Source organism: Pseudoalteromonas sp. TB41 (genome assembly GCF_000497975.1).
GTDB lineage: Bacteria > Pseudomonadota > Gammaproteobacteria > Enterobacterales > Alteromonadaceae > Pseudoalteromonas > Pseudoalteromonas tetraodonis.
This window is the reverse complement of sequence record NZ_AUTH01000122.1, coordinates 59,585-77,258: the sequence shown is the minus strand read 5'-3', so window position 1 is coordinate 77,258 and position 17,674 is coordinate 59,585. Positions and strand designations below refer to the sequence as shown.

The 17,674-nt window shown below is 40.3% G+C and carries 13 protein-coding genes and 6 tRNA genes; all 19 read right to left on the bottom strand.

The features are described from left to right. Position 1 precedes the first annotated feature (1 nt). The 19 genes from L641_RS0122015 to pal all read right to left on the bottom strand — a co-directional run bounded on the left by L641_RS0122015 (position 2) and on the right by pal (position 17,646). Complete coding sequence (locus tag L641_RS0122015; RefSeq protein WP_024603142.1) at positions 2 to 760, bottom strand: OmpA family protein; 759 nt, start codon at positions 758 to 760, stop codon at positions 2 to 4. Continuing rightward, a complete protein-coding gene (gene zorA, locus L641_RS0122010; protein ID WP_024603141.1) occupies positions 760 to 2,937 on the bottom strand; it encodes an anti-phage ZorAB system protein ZorA in 2,178 nt (725 codons plus the stop codon). The genes L641_RS0122015 and zorA overlap by 1 nt, the downstream gene beginning before the upstream one ends. A gap of 93 nt (positions 2,938 to 3,030) precedes the next feature. Then, positions 3,031 to 3,705, bottom strand: a complete 675-nt coding sequence (locus tag L641_RS0122005) for a hypothetical protein (RefSeq protein ID WP_024603140.1) — start codon at positions 3,703 to 3,705, stop codon at positions 3,031 to 3,033. 120 nt (positions 3,706 to 3,825) lie between these two features. After that, positions 3,826 to 4,920, bottom strand: a complete 1,095-nt coding sequence (locus L641_RS22695; RefSeq protein WP_024603139.1) for a restriction endonuclease subunit S — start codon at positions 4,918 to 4,920, stop codon at positions 3,826 to 3,828. After that, positions 4,917 to 6,497: a class I SAM-dependent DNA methyltransferase gene (locus L641_RS0121990; protein ID WP_024603138.1), complete on the bottom strand. Its 1,581-nt coding sequence runs from the start codon at positions 6,495 to 6,497 to the stop codon at positions 4,917 to 4,919. Before L641_RS0121990 ends, L641_RS22695 begins: the two co-directional genes overlap by 4 nt. Before the next feature lie 57 nt (positions 6,498 to 6,554). Then, positions 6,555 to 9,998, bottom strand: a complete 3,444-nt coding sequence (locus L641_RS0121985; protein WP_024603137.1) for a DEAD/DEAH box helicase family protein — start codon at positions 9,996 to 9,998, stop codon at positions 6,555 to 6,557. Between the two features lie 70 nt (positions 9,999 to 10,068). Then, positions 10,069 to 11,205: a CRISPR-associated ring nuclease Csm6 gene (csm6, locus tag L641_RS0121980; protein WP_024603136.1), complete on the bottom strand. Its 1,137-nt coding sequence runs from the start codon at positions 11,203 to 11,205 to the stop codon at positions 10,069 to 10,071. 128 nt (positions 11,206 to 11,333) lie between these two features. Beyond that, a complete protein-coding gene (locus L641_RS0121975; RefSeq protein ID WP_051385890.1) occupies positions 11,334 to 11,954 on the bottom strand; it encodes a hypothetical protein in 621 nt (206 codons plus the stop codon). 75 nt (positions 11,955 to 12,029) lie between these two features. After that, positions 12,030 to 12,482: a hypothetical protein gene (locus L641_RS0121970; protein ID WP_042849457.1), complete on the bottom strand. Its 453-nt coding sequence runs from the start codon at positions 12,480 to 12,482 to the stop codon at positions 12,030 to 12,032. 42 nt (positions 12,483 to 12,524) lie between these two features. After that, the gene (locus tag L641_RS0121965; protein ID WP_024603133.1) at positions 12,525 to 13,766 is read right to left on the bottom strand and encodes an integrase domain-containing protein; all 1,242 of its coding nucleotides are present in this window, start codon (positions 13,764 to 13,766) and stop codon (positions 12,525 to 12,527) included. Between the two features lie 186 nt (positions 13,767 to 13,952). Then, positions 13,953 to 14,042: transfer RNA gene (locus tag L641_RS0121960), tRNA-Ser, on the bottom strand. A 170-nt stretch (positions 14,043 to 14,212) separates the two neighbouring features. Continuing rightward, a complete protein-coding gene (gene nadA / locus L641_RS0121955; protein ID WP_024603132.1) occupies positions 14,213 to 15,253 on the bottom strand; it encodes a quinolinate synthase NadA in 1,041 nt (346 codons plus the stop codon). A 150-nt stretch (positions 15,254 to 15,403) separates the two neighbouring features. Then, a tRNA-Lys gene (locus tag L641_RS0121950) sits at positions 15,404 to 15,479 on the bottom strand. A 65-nt stretch (positions 15,480 to 15,544) separates the two neighbouring features. Continuing rightward, positions 15,545 to 15,620 (bottom strand) — tRNA-Lys (locus L641_RS0121945). 188 nt (positions 15,621 to 15,808) lie between these two features. Beyond that, positions 15,809 to 15,884 (bottom strand) — tRNA-Lys (locus tag L641_RS0121940). A gap of 64 nt (positions 15,885 to 15,948) precedes the next feature. Then, positions 15,949 to 16,024 (bottom strand) — tRNA-Lys (locus L641_RS0121935). Positions 16,025 to 16,093: 69 nt separating this feature from the next. Beyond that, a tRNA-Lys gene (locus L641_RS0121930) sits at positions 16,094 to 16,169 on the bottom strand. A 171-nt stretch (positions 16,170 to 16,340) separates the two neighbouring features. Then, a complete protein-coding gene (gene ybgF / locus L641_RS0121925; RefSeq protein ID WP_024601152.1) occupies positions 16,341 to 17,093 on the bottom strand; it encodes a tol-pal system protein YbgF in 753 nt (250 codons plus the stop codon). A gap of 13 nt (positions 17,094 to 17,106) precedes the next feature. Beyond that, a complete protein-coding gene (gene pal, locus L641_RS0121920; RefSeq protein WP_013464641.1) occupies positions 17,107 to 17,646 on the bottom strand; it encodes a peptidoglycan-associated lipoprotein Pal in 540 nt (179 codons plus the stop codon). Positions 17,647 to 17,674: the final 28 nt, after the last annotated feature.

The following is a 17,674-nucleotide window of genomic DNA, read 5'->3' as shown; positions in this document are numbered from 1 at the left end:
ATTAAGGCATCTCCAAACGGCTTCTTACTGTTTCGTATTCAGCACTGGTGGGTCTACGAATTGTAAAGCGTATATCAATGCGTCTGTTTGATCTAAAATCACTCTCTGTTAGCTCTTCAACAACCATGCGCCTTGTTGCCGCATAGCCACTCACCGAAAAAAGTGGGTTGCCTTCTTTGTTAGTAATACTAGCTAAATCATGTTGGCTTGGCAGTAATTTAACCCAAAGCTCCCATAACGAAATCGCCCTAAAGGTCGATAAGCCCCAATTACCCTTACCCATCATGCCATAAAAGTTTTTACTGTCGGTGTGCCCTTCAATAAAAATAGTATCAAGAAATTGCTCACGGTTATCTTTATTTATAACCTCAGCTAGCACCTCACCTATTTCAAGTGCAGTGCCTTCAAACTGAGCACTTATATTAAATGCAGCGCTATCAAACCCTAAAATATCGTTAGGTATACTTAATACCGTTTCATTTTCGCTAACCGTGACTTGTATGCCTCGCTTACGCAGTAAATCAGCAGCTTCGTGTAATATCGTTTTACGAACACCCTCAGCCATGTGCAGCATTTCTAGCTCTTGAGTAAATGCTTGTTGTTTATTTTCTAGCTCTTCTTTGGCTTCCATAAGCTCAACCATTAACACAACAGACGCTAAAACAAATAAAATAAGCAAACCCGACAAAATATCCGAAAACGACATCCAATACGGGTTTTCTTCATCAACATTTACTTGGTTGCTTCTAAATACCCGCATTAGCTACGCTCCAATTCATCCACTAAATCAGAAATAGAGCTCACAGTTCGGCGCATCTGGTCACCAAACTCAAGGGTTGTGGTATTCCAGGTCTCCATTCGCTCTTTAACTTGGGTATTTACCTCTGATGAATAACTACGTAGCCACTCATTTGTTTGCTTTTCAATATCCGATACTTGCTTAGCTAACGTATTACTTAATCCCTCAAATGACGCTTCAACACCACGTATAAATTCACTCTGGTGTGTTTTCATTTCGCTAAAGCCGCTTTGAGCTAATTTTGCCGTACTACCAAACTGCTCTGTTGTTGCAACAAGCGAGGTTTCGAGCCCTCTTAGCACTTTAGCTTGTTCAATTACATGATTTGCTAATCCATCATTTTGCGCAGAAATACCTTTAATAGTGTCGGTCATATCAGCTAAGCGCGTATCAAACAGCTCTGTTGCCTTTAATAGATTACCCGATAACACCCCAATTTGGTTGGCGCTATTGCTCAGGTTTTGGCTACTTGTAGCAGATGACTCCGCAACCGTTTTAAGTTCTCCAATAACGTCTTTATGTTGTGCAATAACCGAATCCATATGCGTTTGCGTACGTTTTACTGCATCAGTCATCGAGGTAAGCATTTGGTCTTGTTGTGCTAGCCACTTACCTAACTGCGTTTGTAATTGCTCACGATATTCTGAGTCACGCTTGGAGGCTTCAAGCTGTTGGCTGTTAATTAATGAGCCAAACGTTTCTTCAAGCACCTTTTGACGCTGTTCAGTGCTTTGCATAAAGCTTTGTAAGCTGGTTTCAAGGCCACTGGTGAACGCCTGTTGCTGCGCCGTTGTTTTTTCGTTTTGACTCGAAAGCTCATTAACAAATCCACGGTTCGATTCGCCCATAGCGCTTTGTACTTCAGCCATAGAGTCAGAAAGCTTATTAAGCGTTTGCGATTGCTCAGTTAACCAACCACCTAATACCGACTGTAAATTATCTACATGGTTTGCTTCACGTGTTGCTTGCGATTCCTGTTGCGACTCAATCGCTGCAAACAGTTTTTGCTCCATAAGCTGTTGACGTTCTTCGCTTTTGTTCAGCATCGCTTCTAGTTGCTGGTTAAATTGCGATGATGCCCCCGCTTGTTGCTGGGCCATTAGCTCAGCTTGATTACTGCTTTGTTCAAGCACTGCACTCATTTGCGCGCTCAGGCTACTTACTGCCTCATGCATTTGTTCAGTCGACTTTTGTATAAGCTCGCCTTGGCCTCTGCCTGCCGCTTGCATGCTTTCGGTAAAGTTACTAATTAAATGCTCCAGCACGCCGCTGGTTTGTTGGCTGGCATTACTGACTAACGACTGCATAGCAGGTGCCATTACATTGTTAAGTGCGTTAGTAAAAGCATCTTGCATGCTGTCACTCACACCCGAAATCGTCTCCTGTAATTTATTACCAATTCGCTCATGCAATTCTTGCAGTGCTTCACTGCTATCACTGGTGTTTTTAGAAATATCAACAAGTGACTTTTCAGCAGGCAAACGAGGAAATAAAAAATCGATAGTTTGCTGAACTTTTACTACTTTTTTAACTATTCTTCGCTCTGTGTTCTTCTCAAACACATTAAGCAATAAACTAAGCCCTACCCCCCAAACAGAGGTCACAAATGCCATTGCCGAGCCATTAATCATGCTCGTAATACCATCTTTTAGGGCTTCTATTTCCTTCGTCTCCATGTGCAACCCTTTTAAGCCCATTGTTAAGCCTAAAAAAGTACCTAATACACCAATTGCGGTTAAAAAAGAGGGAGCTGCGGCGAGTAATCTATTTGAAGTGATGCCAGAGGCCAGTGTTCTTGGATTAAAAAAGTGCTCTGCATCTAAGGTGTTATAAACCCCTTTCTCTCGATGGTCGAGCACTAAGCTTTCATCAAACTCACGCCAAAGGTTTTTAACTACCTCGTTGTTTGAGGCCTTTGCTTTATCCTTGATAGTAGCAATATTATCGTAAAGCGAACTTGTAGTTTGGCCCGCTACAATTTCCTCAACGCCTTTTATTGTTTTTTTACTATTACTACTTAATTTGAAAACGCAGATAATCGCAAACCCAAAAAGTAATAGCATGGCAATAATAAACCAGCGCCCTAACAATGCATCTGGCCATAATAAATCTGCATTTAATAGTAAATCTTCAAACATTACTTTCTCCTAATCCCTTAGAATGCGGGTATTTCTTACTTTATAATTAAAATTTTAATATTTTGTAGTTACTATTTTTAAGTAACTAAATGTTTACCTATTTTTGCTTGGGTTGGTTAAAAATAAGTTGGTGCCGTTGCTTTCAAAGCGCTTATTCCAAACCAAATCAAAATAAATACGGTGGTTTAAACTTATTTTTGTCGCTTTATCTTTTAAAAAGTTTTGTATATCTGCGTAGTGCTGCGCTGTTTGTATGTCTTTATATGTAAAGCGGCGCTTGATGCCTAAAGCCTTCGCTTCTTGGGCGGTAAATATAAATTCAGACTGAAAAATTTGGCTATCAAGGGGTAAAAATAGCCATGGTGTGGCGGTTTTTCTTGCTGGTGCGAAATCTTCCCCCATTGCAATAAAGTGCTCAAATACAATATCAATGGGCTTTCGCACTTTATTAAACGACTGCAATTGCAAAGGTTTAATATTTTTACTCAGTTCACTTTTTAGCTCACTACATAACTCGTTTGCAAGCGTATTTAACTGTTTTTCAGAAGTGAGATTATTGAGCTCGCGTATTAAATAATCTTTCTTTTTAGTTAGCACATCTCTAAAGGTATGTGATGCGCCTAAGCAATTATTATTTTTACGATGAAAGCCACGGTAGGTGTTTGATCCTAAGCTTTTTAATACCAACTCCTCGTAGCTAAGTAATGGCGTGGGTGTTAAAAATACCGTATAGCCCACTTCGTTCATGCGTTTTATTTGTCCCTGCATTTATTATTTATCCTTACGCGTGAAGTAAACAGCTTGTTTTAAAAGCTCTACGTTGATTATGTTTTTATTTAATTCTCTTTGACTCATCTAACTTCCTTGTTCTTATTTTTATAAATAGCGTTATAGTTCGCCCGCAAAGGCTTTTTGGCTTAGTGAGTTGAAAAGCTCTTTTTTATTAAAATCTAAATTTTTAAATATTAATTGACTCACCAACTTACAAATGACTTCAAACCGATCCTGCTCAGCCTTAGGAGGAACAGCAGAAACCTCTTTCAAAAATAAATTTCGATTTAAAGTTGGCACACCAGCACCCTGAACATACCTCTCTAAGTTTAAAAATCTTAAATACCATTCTATGTATTTAGGATTATTTCCATAAAAGTTAGTAACATAAAGAGCTGTATTTAATGGCCAAAAATCATTTTCTGAATAAATAACTTTACCAATAGTTCCACTTCTACCCGTAATAACTCCTGGTCCTTTAACCTTGAATTCATTATGAGTACCCGTAATTCCATTTGCTGCATATATTGGAATATTACCTTCAAGCCTACTTTGCTTGGGTAAATCATAACCTCTTTTTAATAGTGAGATCTCTTCTATAGGCTTGACAGTCCAGCCTTTGGCAATATCATTTTTATTCCAAGTTACTGGATCACCAAACATATCTAGGAATACGCTGCGCAGGAAGTCATCGGCGAGTTGGATGGCTTGTTGGCGTTTGCGGCGGATGGCGTCAGCTTTATCTAAAATCGCGGCAATTCGTTTTTGTTCGTCCAGTGGTGGTAATGGGATTTCAAACTCTGAAAAATTACTCTTATTTACGATAGGCATTGTTGTAGAGCTTGAGCGATTCAACAATAAAGGCTTAATAGTTAAACAAAAGTAATAGCCATATTTAGGATAAACCTGCAATTCATCAAAAATTAAACTATTGATTTGTTGATTTGAAATTACATCGCGCTCAGCTATTCCTACTTTCCCTATAGTTGCACCAATACAACACACCATTACTGTACCTTTGGGTAAGAGCCTACCTGACTTAGCACCTTTCTCTGTAACGGTTACTTTCGCATTCGATATCAGGGCGTTAGAGCCTAAATCTCCTGGTGTCACAAAAGGCACTGTACCGTTATAGTTACCATCAACTTTTTTTGGAGTCGAGCCAGTAACAATTTGAGCAACATCCTTAAATTTAGCTAAAGGCCAACTCACAGCATCCCCTCCAGCTCTTTTAAATCAGCCAGTATCTCATTTTCTAAGCTCACTAATTTACCTAAAATCTCTTTTGGCGCATCGTACGTTTCTTCTTCGTATACCACTTCTTTATAGCGGTTGATTGACAGGTCGTATTTATTGCTGGCTATGTCATCTTTACTTACCCAAAAGGCTTTCTGGGTTTTATCGTTGCTATCACAAGTCGCCTGTGCTTTATCACGGGCTTTAAATTCGCTAATTAGGCTTGGTAAGTCATTAGCTTTTATTGGCGTGCGTTTGTCGTCCAAGCTAAAACCATCGGCTTGTACGTCGTAAAACCATACATGATCGGTGCTGCCACCTTTGGTAAATATGAGTATGGCGGTTGATACACCGGCGTAGGGTTTAAACACGCCGCTTGGCAATGAAATTACCGCTTCTAGCTGGTTGTTATCCACCAGCATTTGACGCAGTTGTACGTGCGCTTTTGATGAGCCAAATAATACGCCATCAGGTACAATAGTGGCTGACTGTCCGCCTATTTTTAACATGCGCTCTATAAGGGCAACAAAGAGCAGCTCGGTTTTTTTAGTTTTTACTTTGCGTAATAACTCGGGGCATACGTCTTCTTCGTCTAGGCTGCCTTTAAATGGCGGGTTGGCGAGTATTATGTCAAAGCCTTCTTTGGCCTTTTGCGGGTAGTGCTCTTTAAAGTTTTGGCTTAGGGTATCTTGATAATGAATGCCCGGTTGTTTAATACCGTGCATTACTAAGTTCATGGCAGCTACGCGTAGCATGGTAGCGTCAAAATCAAAGCCGTTGAACATGTGAGCATCTATGTGGCTGCGCTGCTCTGGGGTTATTAAATCGCCTGAGTAAAGTAAGTTTGCAAGCGGTTTGCCGCTATCATCACATTGTACGTTGCCATCTACATCAAGCACGGGCTCGCGGTCGATGCCCTCGGTTGATGTGTATTTTTGCAATAGGTATTCGTAACTTACCGATAAAAAGCCACCGGTGCCGGTTGATGGGTCACATATTTGGCTGGTTACATCTGGGTCCATCATTTCAACCATGGCGCGTATAATGTGGCGCGGCGTTCTAAATTGGCCGTTTATGCCTGCGGTGGTGAGTTTGCTAAGCAAGTATTCGTATAAATCGCCTTTGGTGTCTGAGTTTTCAAGCGGCAGGTCGTTTACCATTTCAACCGCTTTTACCAATAGGCTTTGCTTTTGAATCATCAATTGCGCGTCTTTCATAAACTCATTAAATATCGCGCCTTCTGGCGAAACATCGCCTGAGGTTTTTGAAAAGTACGGAAACAGTTCATCTTTAACCAGTTTGTATAGCTCTTCTGCGCCTAAATGGCGCAGGTTTTGCCAACGAATATGTTGCTCATCGTCGTTAAAGCGGCGGTTAAACGGCTGCTTAGTACGTGCACTTCGTTTTTCATCGGCTTGCTCGTTCATGTCGAGCATACGGGCGTACATTAAAAAAGTAATTTGCTCTACTACGGTAAGCGGGTTAGTGATGCCGCCTGTCCAAAATTCTTCCCATAGCTTATCTATTTTACTTTTTAAAGGTCCGGTTATCATTAATGTGTATCCTAGTTAGTGCTGTTTAAGTGCGGAGTAAATTACGCGCTTATAAAATTAAAGGTGTATTTGCTTTTCAACGCTTTGAGCTTTGCTGCCAAGTTTTACGTCAAACTGCTTAATAAATTGCTCTATTACGTCAGCTTGTTGCTGGCTAAAAACACCATCGAGCCCCATGTCGTGTATTTGTGTAAAGGGTGCATCATAAAGCTGGGCTATTTCAATAGCGCCATGGCGAATTAGGTGATTTTTAAGCATACCAATAAAGCGCTGTTGTTTAGCATTTACATGGGTGTGTATTTGCTGCACAAAGGTAGTAAAGCTCTGCTCTATGGCGTTTTTGTCCATACCGACTATGGTACGCAATATTTTGTCGAGCGTCGCGGTTGATTCGGGAAAAAACTCTTTTAATGTATTTAAATCTACACTTGGGTTTTGCGTATGCACTAACGAGCTTAATTGCGCTAAATCGGCCTCGGATACTTGTTCGCCATTGCGGATTTTTTTAAGTACGCTGTCGGTTTCAAATAATGGGGTGAGTGTTTTTTCAACCTCTTGGCGGTATATTTGATAATCAATAGAGACTATTTTTGTAAGCCTGTCGGCTTCTTTAATTTGATTTTCGTCTTCAGTTATATCAAGCACAAAATCACTTGTTGGTGGCTTCACGCTTTTATTACGCAGGTGAATAATACTGCGTAAATTAATGCGGCTTTGCTCAAGCGCTGCATGGGTTAAATACTGCCAATACTGCTGTGTTTGTATTTCTGCTATGGCAGGTGCTTTGCTACGCACTTCGTTTAGGTGCATTTGAAGCGATTCAACCTTGTTCATTACACTTTGTTTAGCTAAATCAATTTGGTTTGCATCGGTAAATATTAGTGTTTGGATAGTGGTTAGCTCTAAATCAAACTTATACGCTTCACTTTGCCCCATTATGTTACGCCATTGCATAAGTGGCGCTACTTTTTCAAGCAGATCGCTTACCGTTTGCGGTGCAAATTGATTAAGACGTTTAAAATCCTTATAGGTTTCGACCACTAGCCAGTTCTCGCGCACCGATATTGATTCCATTGGCAGTAGGCAAATATCGTCGTGAATTAATTTAATGGTGTGATCAAACACATCCATATTTGCTTTTTTGAGGGCCGTTTGTGCAAGGGTTACCCGCGTTTCAAATAGTTTTTGCAGTAACGATTTTGCTTGTTTTACGTCGTCTTCTTCTGGGTTTTCGTCAAAGTATTCAAAGTTTGCCCAGTGATCGAATATTAAAAAGTGAGTTTTGTGCTGACCTGGGCCGTATAGGTTTTCGCATAAGCGTGTGCCACGGCCAATCATTTGCCAAAATTTTACTTTTGATTTTATGGGTTTGGCAAATACAAGGTTTACACATTCTGGTACGTCTATGCCGGTGTCGAGCATATCGACCGATACAGCTATACGCATACTGTTTTCGTCGCTTGATTTAAAGTCGTCTATTAGCTCTTCAGCGCGTTCGTACTTTGAGTGAATAACGCGGCAAAAATTAGCACCATGCTGCGGGTAAAGCTCGCTAAACAGCTGCGCCATTAATTCGGCGTGGGCTATGTTACGGGCGAATATAATTGTTTTACCGGGTAGTTGGCCGTCTTTATCGCGCAGACCTTTCTCCATTAAGTTACGCAGTATGAGCCTGTTGGTGTCTTTATTTTTAATGGCTTCGTCTATTTGTTTTGCGTCGAAGTCAAGCTCGTTAGGGTCGATGCCTTGGTCTTCTAATTGGGCTATTTGCTCATCGGTTAGGTTGTCTTTTTTAATGCCTTCGCGCAAAAACTGTGTGGTGTAACTTACAATTTTGTAAGGAACTAAGTTGCCTTGCTCTATGGCGTCTTCAAGTGGGTAGTTGGCTGTGGGTAGTTTGTAATCGCAACCAAACAAATCACACGTTGAGCGCGATACCATTTCAACCGGAGTGGCGGTTAAGCCTACCTCGAGTGCATCAAAGTACTTAAAAATATCACCATATATATTGTAAATTGAACGGTGCGATTCGTCGGCAACTATTAGGTCAAAATAGCCTACGTCGTACTTGTTCATTATGCGTAGCATACCTGGGTACGTTGCTATAAACACCCGCGCGCTGGCTGCTGTGTTTTTAGCGCTTTTACCAACAATATGTACTGGCTCTTTGGTGAATTCGGTAAAGGCGTTACCCGCTTGTTTGCGTAGTTCTTTTCGGTCACATAAAAATAGTACGCGCTTAGCCCAACCTGCATCGAGCAGCCGTTTGGCAAGGGCAATCGATACGCGTGTTTTACCTGTGCCGGTTGCTTGAACTATAAGCGCTTTGCGGTGTTTATCACTAAAACGCTCACACACTCGGGTTATGGTTTCCATTTGATACAAACGCCCTGCCACAGCAGTGTCTATCGGCGTTTTATTTAAGTCTTTTTTAAGTGTGCGCTGCTTTATTAAGTACTGTAGAGAATCTTTTGAGTAGTAACCGTATAAACCACGGCTATTATAGCCTTGCGTGTCGTCGAGTATTTTTATATCCCAGCCGTTTGAATAAAAAATAATAGGGCGTTGGCCATATTGCTTTTCGAGCGCATTTGCATAAAGCGTTGCTTGCTGGCGGCCTTTTTCGATATTTTCGCGAGTGCGTTTTGCCTCTATTACCGCAAGTGGTTTACCGTCGTCATCCCATAATACATAATCAACATAACCTACGCCTGTTGTTGTAGGTTGATCTGTTACTTTTACTTCTTTGCCAACGTCTTCTGTTGATTCGTCGTCAAGTGCAACGTGCCAACCAGCATTACGTAAATCTAAATCGATAATGCGTTTACGGGTTTCGTCTTCGTTAAAGTTAAAACTAGAGTTAACAATTTGCTCATTGCGGGTTTTAACCTGAGCCAGCTTTTCAGAATCAATAGTTTGTTTTAGTTTTGCTGCTTGCTGCTGTGCTTGTTTTTGTGCAAGCTCTGCGGCTTCTAGTTCGTCAAGTGCGCGTTTTAAACGGGCCTGATTTTCGGCTAGCTGCTTGGTGAGTTGCTTGTTCTTTTTTGCAAACTCGGCATCACTTTGGTTAGTCGGCTGTGTTTGCTCAGGCGCTTTAAACTCTGGGCACTCTTGTTGCGTGCCATTGGCATACGCCATAAATAAGTACGAGGCTACAAAGTAGCTTTCTTTTAATATCCAAATAGCTTGTTGTTGATCAACTTTGCCTTCGTGGGCTGCTTGATTACCACTTTTACGAATGGCGTGAAGTTTATCGGTAATTAAACGCGGTACGGCACTGGTAAAGTCGTCGGCGGTAAGTTTATCAAAAATGTTAGAAGTGGGTAAAACAGGTAAACTAAGTTCTTTATATAAGTAACCTACTACTTTTTCGGCAAAACAACGCAGCTTAACCAATGAGCTTTGTGGATCGCTAATCGCATAGTCTTCTGCAAAAGCGGCTAACTGGTGTAGCTCTGGCCACTTAGATTGAATGTGTTCAAAGTTCATTGACTGCTTCATTCCTGATTAATTCCTTATCAACTAATTTAGCATGCGTTATTATTTTTATGCGTTTGCAAGCTTGCGAATATTAAGCCGTTATATTTATTTTTATATTGTGTGTTACTGCACTTAACCAGTAGCTTGTTTCAAAGCTTTGGTTATTAGAGTCAATCGCTACTTTTTTAGCAAGCTCGTTTGGTAACACCTTATTTATTTTATTGTTTATGCGGCTGCGCGTTTGTTGCACAAAGGTTTTTTCCATTACTTTTAAATTACTGTGTAAACCGTCTCTAAAATCTTCGGGCTCTATGCCAAACGTATCACGGAATATACGTAAATCACTGCTATTTTGCTGTAAATGCATGAGATATTCTTTGCTGTAACGCAAAGACTCTTCAAAATCACGACTCACCACTAGCTTTTTATGTTCACTTTGGCTGTATTGGTTTAACCATAAATAAAAGGCGGTTTCTTTTGCGGTAAGTTTAATTTCGACACCCGCAAAGGTGAGTGTTTTTGCTTTTGCGTTTACCTCTAAGGTTAAATCTTTTTTATGCGCTGAGTTTAAGCTTGCTACTGTTTGGCTAAATGATGCACTTTGCATGTTGGCAATGAGTGTTTCGTCGATAGATTGGCGCATTCGCACAAATGGAATTTCGGCAAGGGTTACCTTTGCATTTATACAATTAACTTGAGTGCCGTTTTTACCGTCAATAATATGGTCGTGGGGAGTTGGGTAGTAAAAATCTCTGACAAATTCAAATTCATCATTAACAAATACATGACTAAGTGAGTCTTGCTCGCGCCCTAACAACGACATGGCATAGCCTAAATAAAACGCCATTGTTTTACGGCCACCCGCAATAGATGCATGAATGCTGATATCGTTCTTATTGGTGAGTTCAAATACTTTACGTGTAATAAAGTCGGCCATGTAGGTCTGTTCTATTTCAGATTTAGCATCATTAATAGGTTGGCCATTATCGTCTTCTATAAGCCATATGTTTTCATCGGGGAGTTTAATGTTGGGAAGTTTATAGTCTGCTATTAGTTTAGCTAAATAGCCCTGCTTAAATAATCCATCGGTGAGCATAGCCTTGGTGCTTTTTGTGGTAATAACAAAAATCTCTTCAGGCATAGGCTTACCCTGCTGATAAAGCGCAAAAAGAGTTTCGGTTAATACCTGCGGGCTTGCACCGGTAACTATTAGTAGTACATTCTTCATCAACGTTCCTTTTGTATGAGGAATCTGCATAATACATAAATTACATAGTTAATGAAACTTGTTTGAGCTCAGTGGATTAGAGGTCTTATTTCTTGCCTGTAGACTACTGCGTATAAATAACAATAGCTTTAATTTAATAACTCTTTAATCAACACAGAACCCAACTGCCGTGTATTAAATGGATTTCCGTTGCCATTTAAAATTGAAACCCCTAACTCTTTAGCAATATCACGTAAGTAAGGCTTACTTGGTGTTACAAGCTCGTCATTTAAAAGCACTTCAATAGTACCGTTTTCTAGCTCCACCAATTTGTAGTTATTCCATGTTGCTTCCTTTACATTTAATAATATACGTGGCTCAGTAGGTTGATTTATTAACTTGCTCATTGTTATACAGCTTTTTCCCGATACTGCATCACTCATTAATTTTTTAGCTTCTTCAACGGGCGCATCTAATAAAGTTTCAACTTGCATCTCATCTGTATTGATTCTTAAAATAATTATACGATCGACCAAGTCTAGTGTATTAGTATTAAAGCTTATATGGCCACCTTTATGCATTCTACCTGTTGTTTTGACTGATATTCGCGCGCCACTACTTGATACAACATCGTACCCTGCCTGGTTAGCCTCAGTTGCCATACGCCCATTAGTTATAAGTGTGACGTACAGTTCCCCTATTCTACCGGTTAAGTGTCTAAGCTCTGTTGCAGACACATCCCAACTTAACTCCCTTTCTAACCAGCTCATTGCCTCACCCAGTGACTGAATGATTTGTATTAAAAAAGCTTTCTTTGCTCACAACACAGTACTGCAGCAGACCTCTTAATTTTCGATATATTCCCCTAAAGGACAGCGTCTAGTTCCACTATACCTATCGAGTATAATTTCTCTCATTTTATCTAGCAGCCAAGCTTTAGTTACAAAACGATCTTGGTAATAACGATAGTTTTTTAGAAAAATCGATATAATTAAAAATTCATTTTGAGATAAATCATATTGGAAATCTAAAAGTATTTTGTTTGATGCTCTGTATATTATTTTAAAATTGCACTCCTCTCTCAACAACAGAATACTTCCTTCACTCTGCGCTAATTTATCAATTAGAGTTCGAAGCTCAATTTCTAACTCATTTAATCTCGTTAAATGTAATTCTTTTTCTTCTTGGTCTAATTGATACTGTCTAAATTCATTTTTTTGCTTTTGATGAGTAATAAATATCTGCAAACCATAAAAGATAATACAGATACAAAATAAAATAAGGCTATACGATTCCATAAACATCAATTCTTATATGGTACTAACTGTAAAAATAAAACACTAAACTACCTTTGACAGACACCCGGTACCTGATATAGATAAAGATCCTTGGGATGCTTTGCCTATATGGTCGCTCCACCAATTCATTAGCTCTCTACGTTTTTCTATGTATTCAGCTCTATTATAAGCAGAGCGAACTTGGTTTTTATCTACATGTGCCAGTGCGGCTTCTATTATATCTGGATTAAACTCATGCTCATTTAACGTGGTGCTACCAAGCGATCGCAAGCCATGGCTTACTAACCGCCCCTCAAAACCCATGCGTTTTAGAGCCATATTAGCTGTTTCATTATTGATATGATTTCTCGGGTTTCTATCTGACGGAAAAACAAAGTCTCTGTGCCCTGAAATTGGTTTTATTGATTCTAATAACTCTAAAGCTTGATTTGATAGAGGAATGGCATGCTCTCTGCGCTTTTTCATACGTTCAGCTGGGATAACCCAAAGTTTATTCTCAAAATCAATTTCATCCCAACGCGTACCGGCAGCTTCTCCAGGGCGGGTAAGGGTATGCAACTGCCATTCAATCAAAAAACGAGTTACACGTTTAATTGATGCCGTTGCAAGCGTTTGCATCAATTCAGGCAGCTCTTCTGGTTTTAACGAAGGCATGTTTTGCTTTTGTGGCTTTTTAAATGTTTCTTTTATTCCAGCAAGCGGATTAGCTTGAATATAACCACTATTAACTGCGTAGGTCATAACTTGGTTTAATCTTTGGCTCAAACGCTTAACTGTTTCTAAAGTACCTTTAGCCTCTATGGGCCTTAAAATTTTTATGACTTGTGGTGCGTTAATTTTGCCAATTGGATATTTACCAATAACCGGCAGTATATGGTTATTTAACGAGCGCCAAATATCTTCGCCATGAGCTTGCGTAAAATCAGGCTTTTTAACCTCAAACCACTCTAAAGCTACTTTATTTAGTGTTAACTCTTCTTGAGCCCGTTTAAAAGCTAAGGTTTCATCTCTATGCTCTTTTGGATCATTCCCTAAAGCAACTAGTTCTCTGGCTTGTTGCGCTAGCTTTCTGGCATTTACAATAGATACATCGGGGTACTTACCTAGCCCCATGTTGACACGCTTTTTTGTAATTGGATGGTAGTAGTTGAAGTTCCAGAGCTTAGAGCCACTCTTTCTAACTTTTACTTGTAGGCCGTTACCATCGGATAAAATTATATCTTTACCTTCAGTTTTTGCTTTTTTTAGTGCTGTGTCAGTAAGTTGCTTTGTAGATCTGGCCATAACAAATTAACTCCAATTTAATTTAGTATTCCTTATTATGGCAGTTTATTAGAGGAATACCATATTGGATACTAAAGCTTTGAGCTTGGGTGAAACAAGATGGGACGTGATGAGACGCTAAGCTATTGATTTAACTTTATTGCAGGCACAAAAAAGGACGTCCTGAGACGTCCTAATATAGAATAATGGTGGAGAGAGAGGGATTCGAACCCTCGTTAGGGATTAACCTAAACACACTTTCCAGGCGTGCGCCTTCAGCCACTCAGCCATCTCTCCACAATGTTGCATTGCAACAGCGCGCTATAGTATGAAATACACTTGCTTGGTGCAAGGCCTTTTTAACATCACGCTTTTAACTGCTCAATAATCAAACTAACTACTCATAAGCAAATAAAAAAGGCGATACCTGAGTATCGCCTTTATCTAATGCGTTATATTGCCATTTATTATTTTGCCATATTGGCTGTAAAATCAAGCATGCGATTTAACGATCTAAGTGCGCCTTCGCGTAAGTCCATATCAACAAATACTTCTTTGCCGCTGGCATCAATCAGTGCTTCCTCAATCGCTTGTAAGCCATTCATTGCCATCCATGGGCAGTGAGCGCAAGTTTTACACGTAGCGCCGCTACCGGCCGTTGGAGCTTCGAAAAACTCTTTCTCTGGGCATAGTTGCTGCATTTTATAAAAAATACCGCGATCGGTGGCTACAATAAACTTTTTATTGCTCATTGTTTGAGCGGCTTTAATTAGCTGGCTAGTAGAGCCAACTGCATCGGCTAATTCAACAATTTCAGCCGGTGATTCTGGGTGCACAAGTACGCCCGCATCTGGGTACAATGCCTTCATGTCTTTTAAGGCTTTGGTTTTAAATTCGTCATGTACGATACATGCGCCGTTCCACATGATCATATCGGCACCGGTATTCTTTTGAATATAGCTGCCTAAATGCTTATCTGGGCCCCAAATAATTTTTTCACCTTGCTCATCTAAGTGCTCTACTATTTCAAGTGCACACGATGAGGTAACTATCCAATCAGCACGCGCTTTAACCGCGGTAGAGGTGTTAGCGTATACCACCACTTTACGGTCTGGGTGTTGATCACAAAATGCTGAAAACTCATCCACAGGGCAACCAATATCTAATGAACAAGTCGCTTCAAGTGTTGGCATCACCACAGTTTTATTGGGGGTTAAAATTTTAGCGGTTTCACCCATAAAACGTACGCCCGCGACAATGATCATGTCGGCTTCGTGTCTAGCGCCAAAGCGTGCCATTTCTAGAGAATCGGCTACACAACCGCCTGTTTCTTCAGCGAGTGCTTGAATTTCAGGATCAGTGTAATAATGAGCAACAAGCACCGCGTTTTTTTCTTGCAGTAACTGCTTTATTCGCGCTTTATATTCGCCTTTTTCATCTTGTGTTAACGGAGCTGGCTTAGGAGGAAAGATATAGCCTTCTGGCATAATAGTTTGAGCTAAACTCATTGTTCTCGTCCACTTTATTTACAGTGTAATTAATAGTGCAAATTATACGAGAAACTAACACTAAATAATAGCAATCTAACAAGGCAGTTTATAAATAAAGATTAGGGAGATAGTAGGAAATATTTCATGTCTAAGAAAGTGTACTAGAAGTGGTGGGTCATGATGGACTTGAACCATCGACCAATGGATTAAAAGTCCACTGCTCTACCAACTGAGCTAATGACCCGCTCTGGTTTACTTATAAAAAGTAAGGCTGCGTAAATCCGCCGATTATAACCATTCAATAGAGAATGGTGGGTCATGATGGACTTGAACCATCGACCAATGGATTAAAAGTCCACTGCTCTACCAACTGAGCTAATGACCCGCTCTGTGTCTAACTGCCATTAATTCATCCTGAAGCTTGGGACCGGCTCGTCGTCCTGACTCGCGTTCATAAGACTGCGAAACTTCGTTTCGGTTCTTGTTCACCCAACTGAGCTAATGACCCGCTCTGGTTTACTTATAAAAAGTAAGGCTGCGTAAATCCGCCGATTATAACCATTCAATAGAGAATGGTGGGTCATGATGGACTTGAACCATCGACCAATGGATTAAAAGTCCACTGCTCTACCAACTGAGCTAATGACCCGCTCTGATTTACTTATAAAAGTAAGTACGCGTAAATCCGCCGATTATAACCATTCAATAGAGAATGGTGGGTCATGATGGACTTGAACCATCGACCAATGGATTAAAAGTCCACTGCTCTACCAACTGAGCTAATGACCCGCTCTGGTTTACTTATAAAAAGTAAGTACGCGTAAATCCGCCGATTGGACCATTCTAATATAAAAAGAATGGTGGGTCATGATGGACTTGAACCATCGACCAATGGATTAAAAGTCCACTGCTCTACCAACTGAGCTAATGACCCGCTCTTTTTGTCGCATTTCGAGTGGGGTTACCATTCGTTTGCTGCGGGCGCTTATAATACTTATTTATAAAATGAGTGCAACCGAAATTGTCTCTTTTTTTAAGTTTTTATGTCTAGTTGAGCAATTTTAGACCGCTTATGACAAAAAGCAGTCTAATCAAGCATCAACATTTATTTTGATAAGCGATCTGTGGCTAATTTAGCAGCAGTTGTACTTGGGTACTGATTGATAAGCTCATTCAGTATTTTTTGTGCTTCTGCCTTCAAACCTTGCTCTTGTAAAAGTGTACCAAGCTTTAACATCGCATCTGGGCGTTTATTTGAATTTGGAAATTCGTTAACAACTACTTTAAAGTGCTCGGCTGCTTTTACACCGTCATTTTTAATCGTTAATAGTTGTCCCAGCCAATAATGTGCGTTTGAGGTGTACACTGAATTTGGATACGTTGTTAAGAACGCTTGAAATTCTGGAATAGCTTGGTCGTAGCGTTTATCTTTCATTATAAGCGCAACAGCACGTTCGTACGCTTCGTTTTCAGATAAATCGCTGCTGTAGCTCTGCTCATTACTTGGCTGTGTGTAGTCTGTTGTAGGCGCTGGAACGGTCGGCTTTGCATACGCTTGGCTAACACGGTTCTCAATTTCTTGATAAAGCTCGCGTTGACGCTGGAGTACTTTTTCAAGCTTATAGCTTTGCTCTTCAGTTACTCCGCGTATTTGACTAACTTCATCTTGCAGTAAATTGAGCTGTTGCTGTAACTCTACTTGTAAAAAATTACGCTGTTGCATCATACTTTCAAGTGTTGCTAAACGCTTTTCAATGCTTGACTGTGAACTTGCAGCTTCTGAAACAGGAGCGGGAGCAGCCATTAACTGGGTGCTCCCGCTCAATATCATGGCTGCCAAAATAATTTTCGGCTTCATAATATCTCTTATCTTAGTAAACTAGTACCGCACGGCGGTTTTTAGCGAAAGCTGCTTCTGTGCGAGTCTTAACCATTGGCTTTTCTTCGCCGTAGCTAACTACTGACATTTGGCTTGCAGAAACACCTAAGCTTTGTAGGTATTTTTCAACTGCTTGTCCACGGTGCTCACCAAGTGCAATGTTGTACTCTGGCGTACCGCGCTCATCTGCGTGGCCTTCAATTAATACTTTAACAGAAGGATTTTTAACTAAAAACTCAGCGTGTGCACGAAGTAAGTCTGCATATTTGCTTTCAACTGTCGCTTTATCAAAGTCAAAGTAGATAATTTGCTCTTGACGAAGCGCTTCGTACTTTTGACGAAGTTGCTCTTCTGCTTGTTGCTCTGGCGTCATTGTGGCTACTTCAACTGTATCCGTTGTTGTTTGCTCAACAGTTGCTTGGTTTGACTGGTTAGCTGCATTTTCGTCGATATCTGAAGATGAGCTACAAGCTGCTAGTGTCATTACTGGCACAGCAATTAGCAGGCCTTTAAGTATTTTGTTAAGTTGCATTGAGTAGATTCCTATTTTGAGTAAACCA

Coding starts and splice junctions, on each gene's coding strand:
- pal (WP_013464641.1), bottom strand. CDS start 17,646: ATGCAACTTAACAAAATACTTAAAGGCCTGCTAATTGCTGTGCCAGTA.
- L641_RS0121990 (WP_024603138.1), bottom strand. CDS start 6,497: ATGATAACCGGACCTTTAAAAAGTAAAATAGATAAGCTATGGGAAGAA.
- zorA (WP_024603141.1), bottom strand. CDS start 2,937: ATGTTTGAAGATTTACTATTAAATGCAGATTTATTATGGCCAGATGCA.
- ybgF (WP_024601152.1), bottom strand. CDS start 17,093: ATGAAGCCGAAAATTATTTTGGCAGCCATGATATTGAGCGGGAGCACC.
- csm6 (WP_024603136.1), bottom strand. CDS start 11,205: ATGAAGAATGTACTACTAATAGTTACCGGTGCAAGCCCGCAGGTATTA.
- L641_RS0121985 (WP_024603137.1), bottom strand. CDS start 9,998: ATGAAGCAGTCAATGAACTTTGAACACATTCAATCTAAGTGGCCAGAG.
- L641_RS0121965 (WP_024603133.1), bottom strand. CDS start 13,766: ATGGCCAGATCTACAAAGCAACTTACTGACACAGCACTAAAAAAAGCA.
- nadA (WP_024603132.1), bottom strand. CDS start 15,253: ATGAGTTTAGCTCAAACTATTATGCCAGAAGGCTATATCTTTCCTCCT.
- L641_RS0121970 (WP_042849457.1), bottom strand. CDS start 12,482: ATGGAATCGTATAGCCTTATTTTATTTTGTATCTGTATTATCTTTTAT.
- L641_RS0122015 (WP_024603142.1), bottom strand. CDS start 760: ATGCGGGTATTTAGAAGCAACCAAGTAAATGTTGATGAAGAAAACCCG.
- L641_RS0121975 (WP_051385890.1), bottom strand. CDS start 11,954: ATGAGCTGGTTAGAAAGGGAGTTAAGTTGGGATGTGTCTGCAACAGAG.
- L641_RS0122005 (WP_024603140.1), bottom strand. CDS start 3,705: ATGCAGGGACAAATAAAACGCATGAACGAAGTGGGCTATACGGTATTT.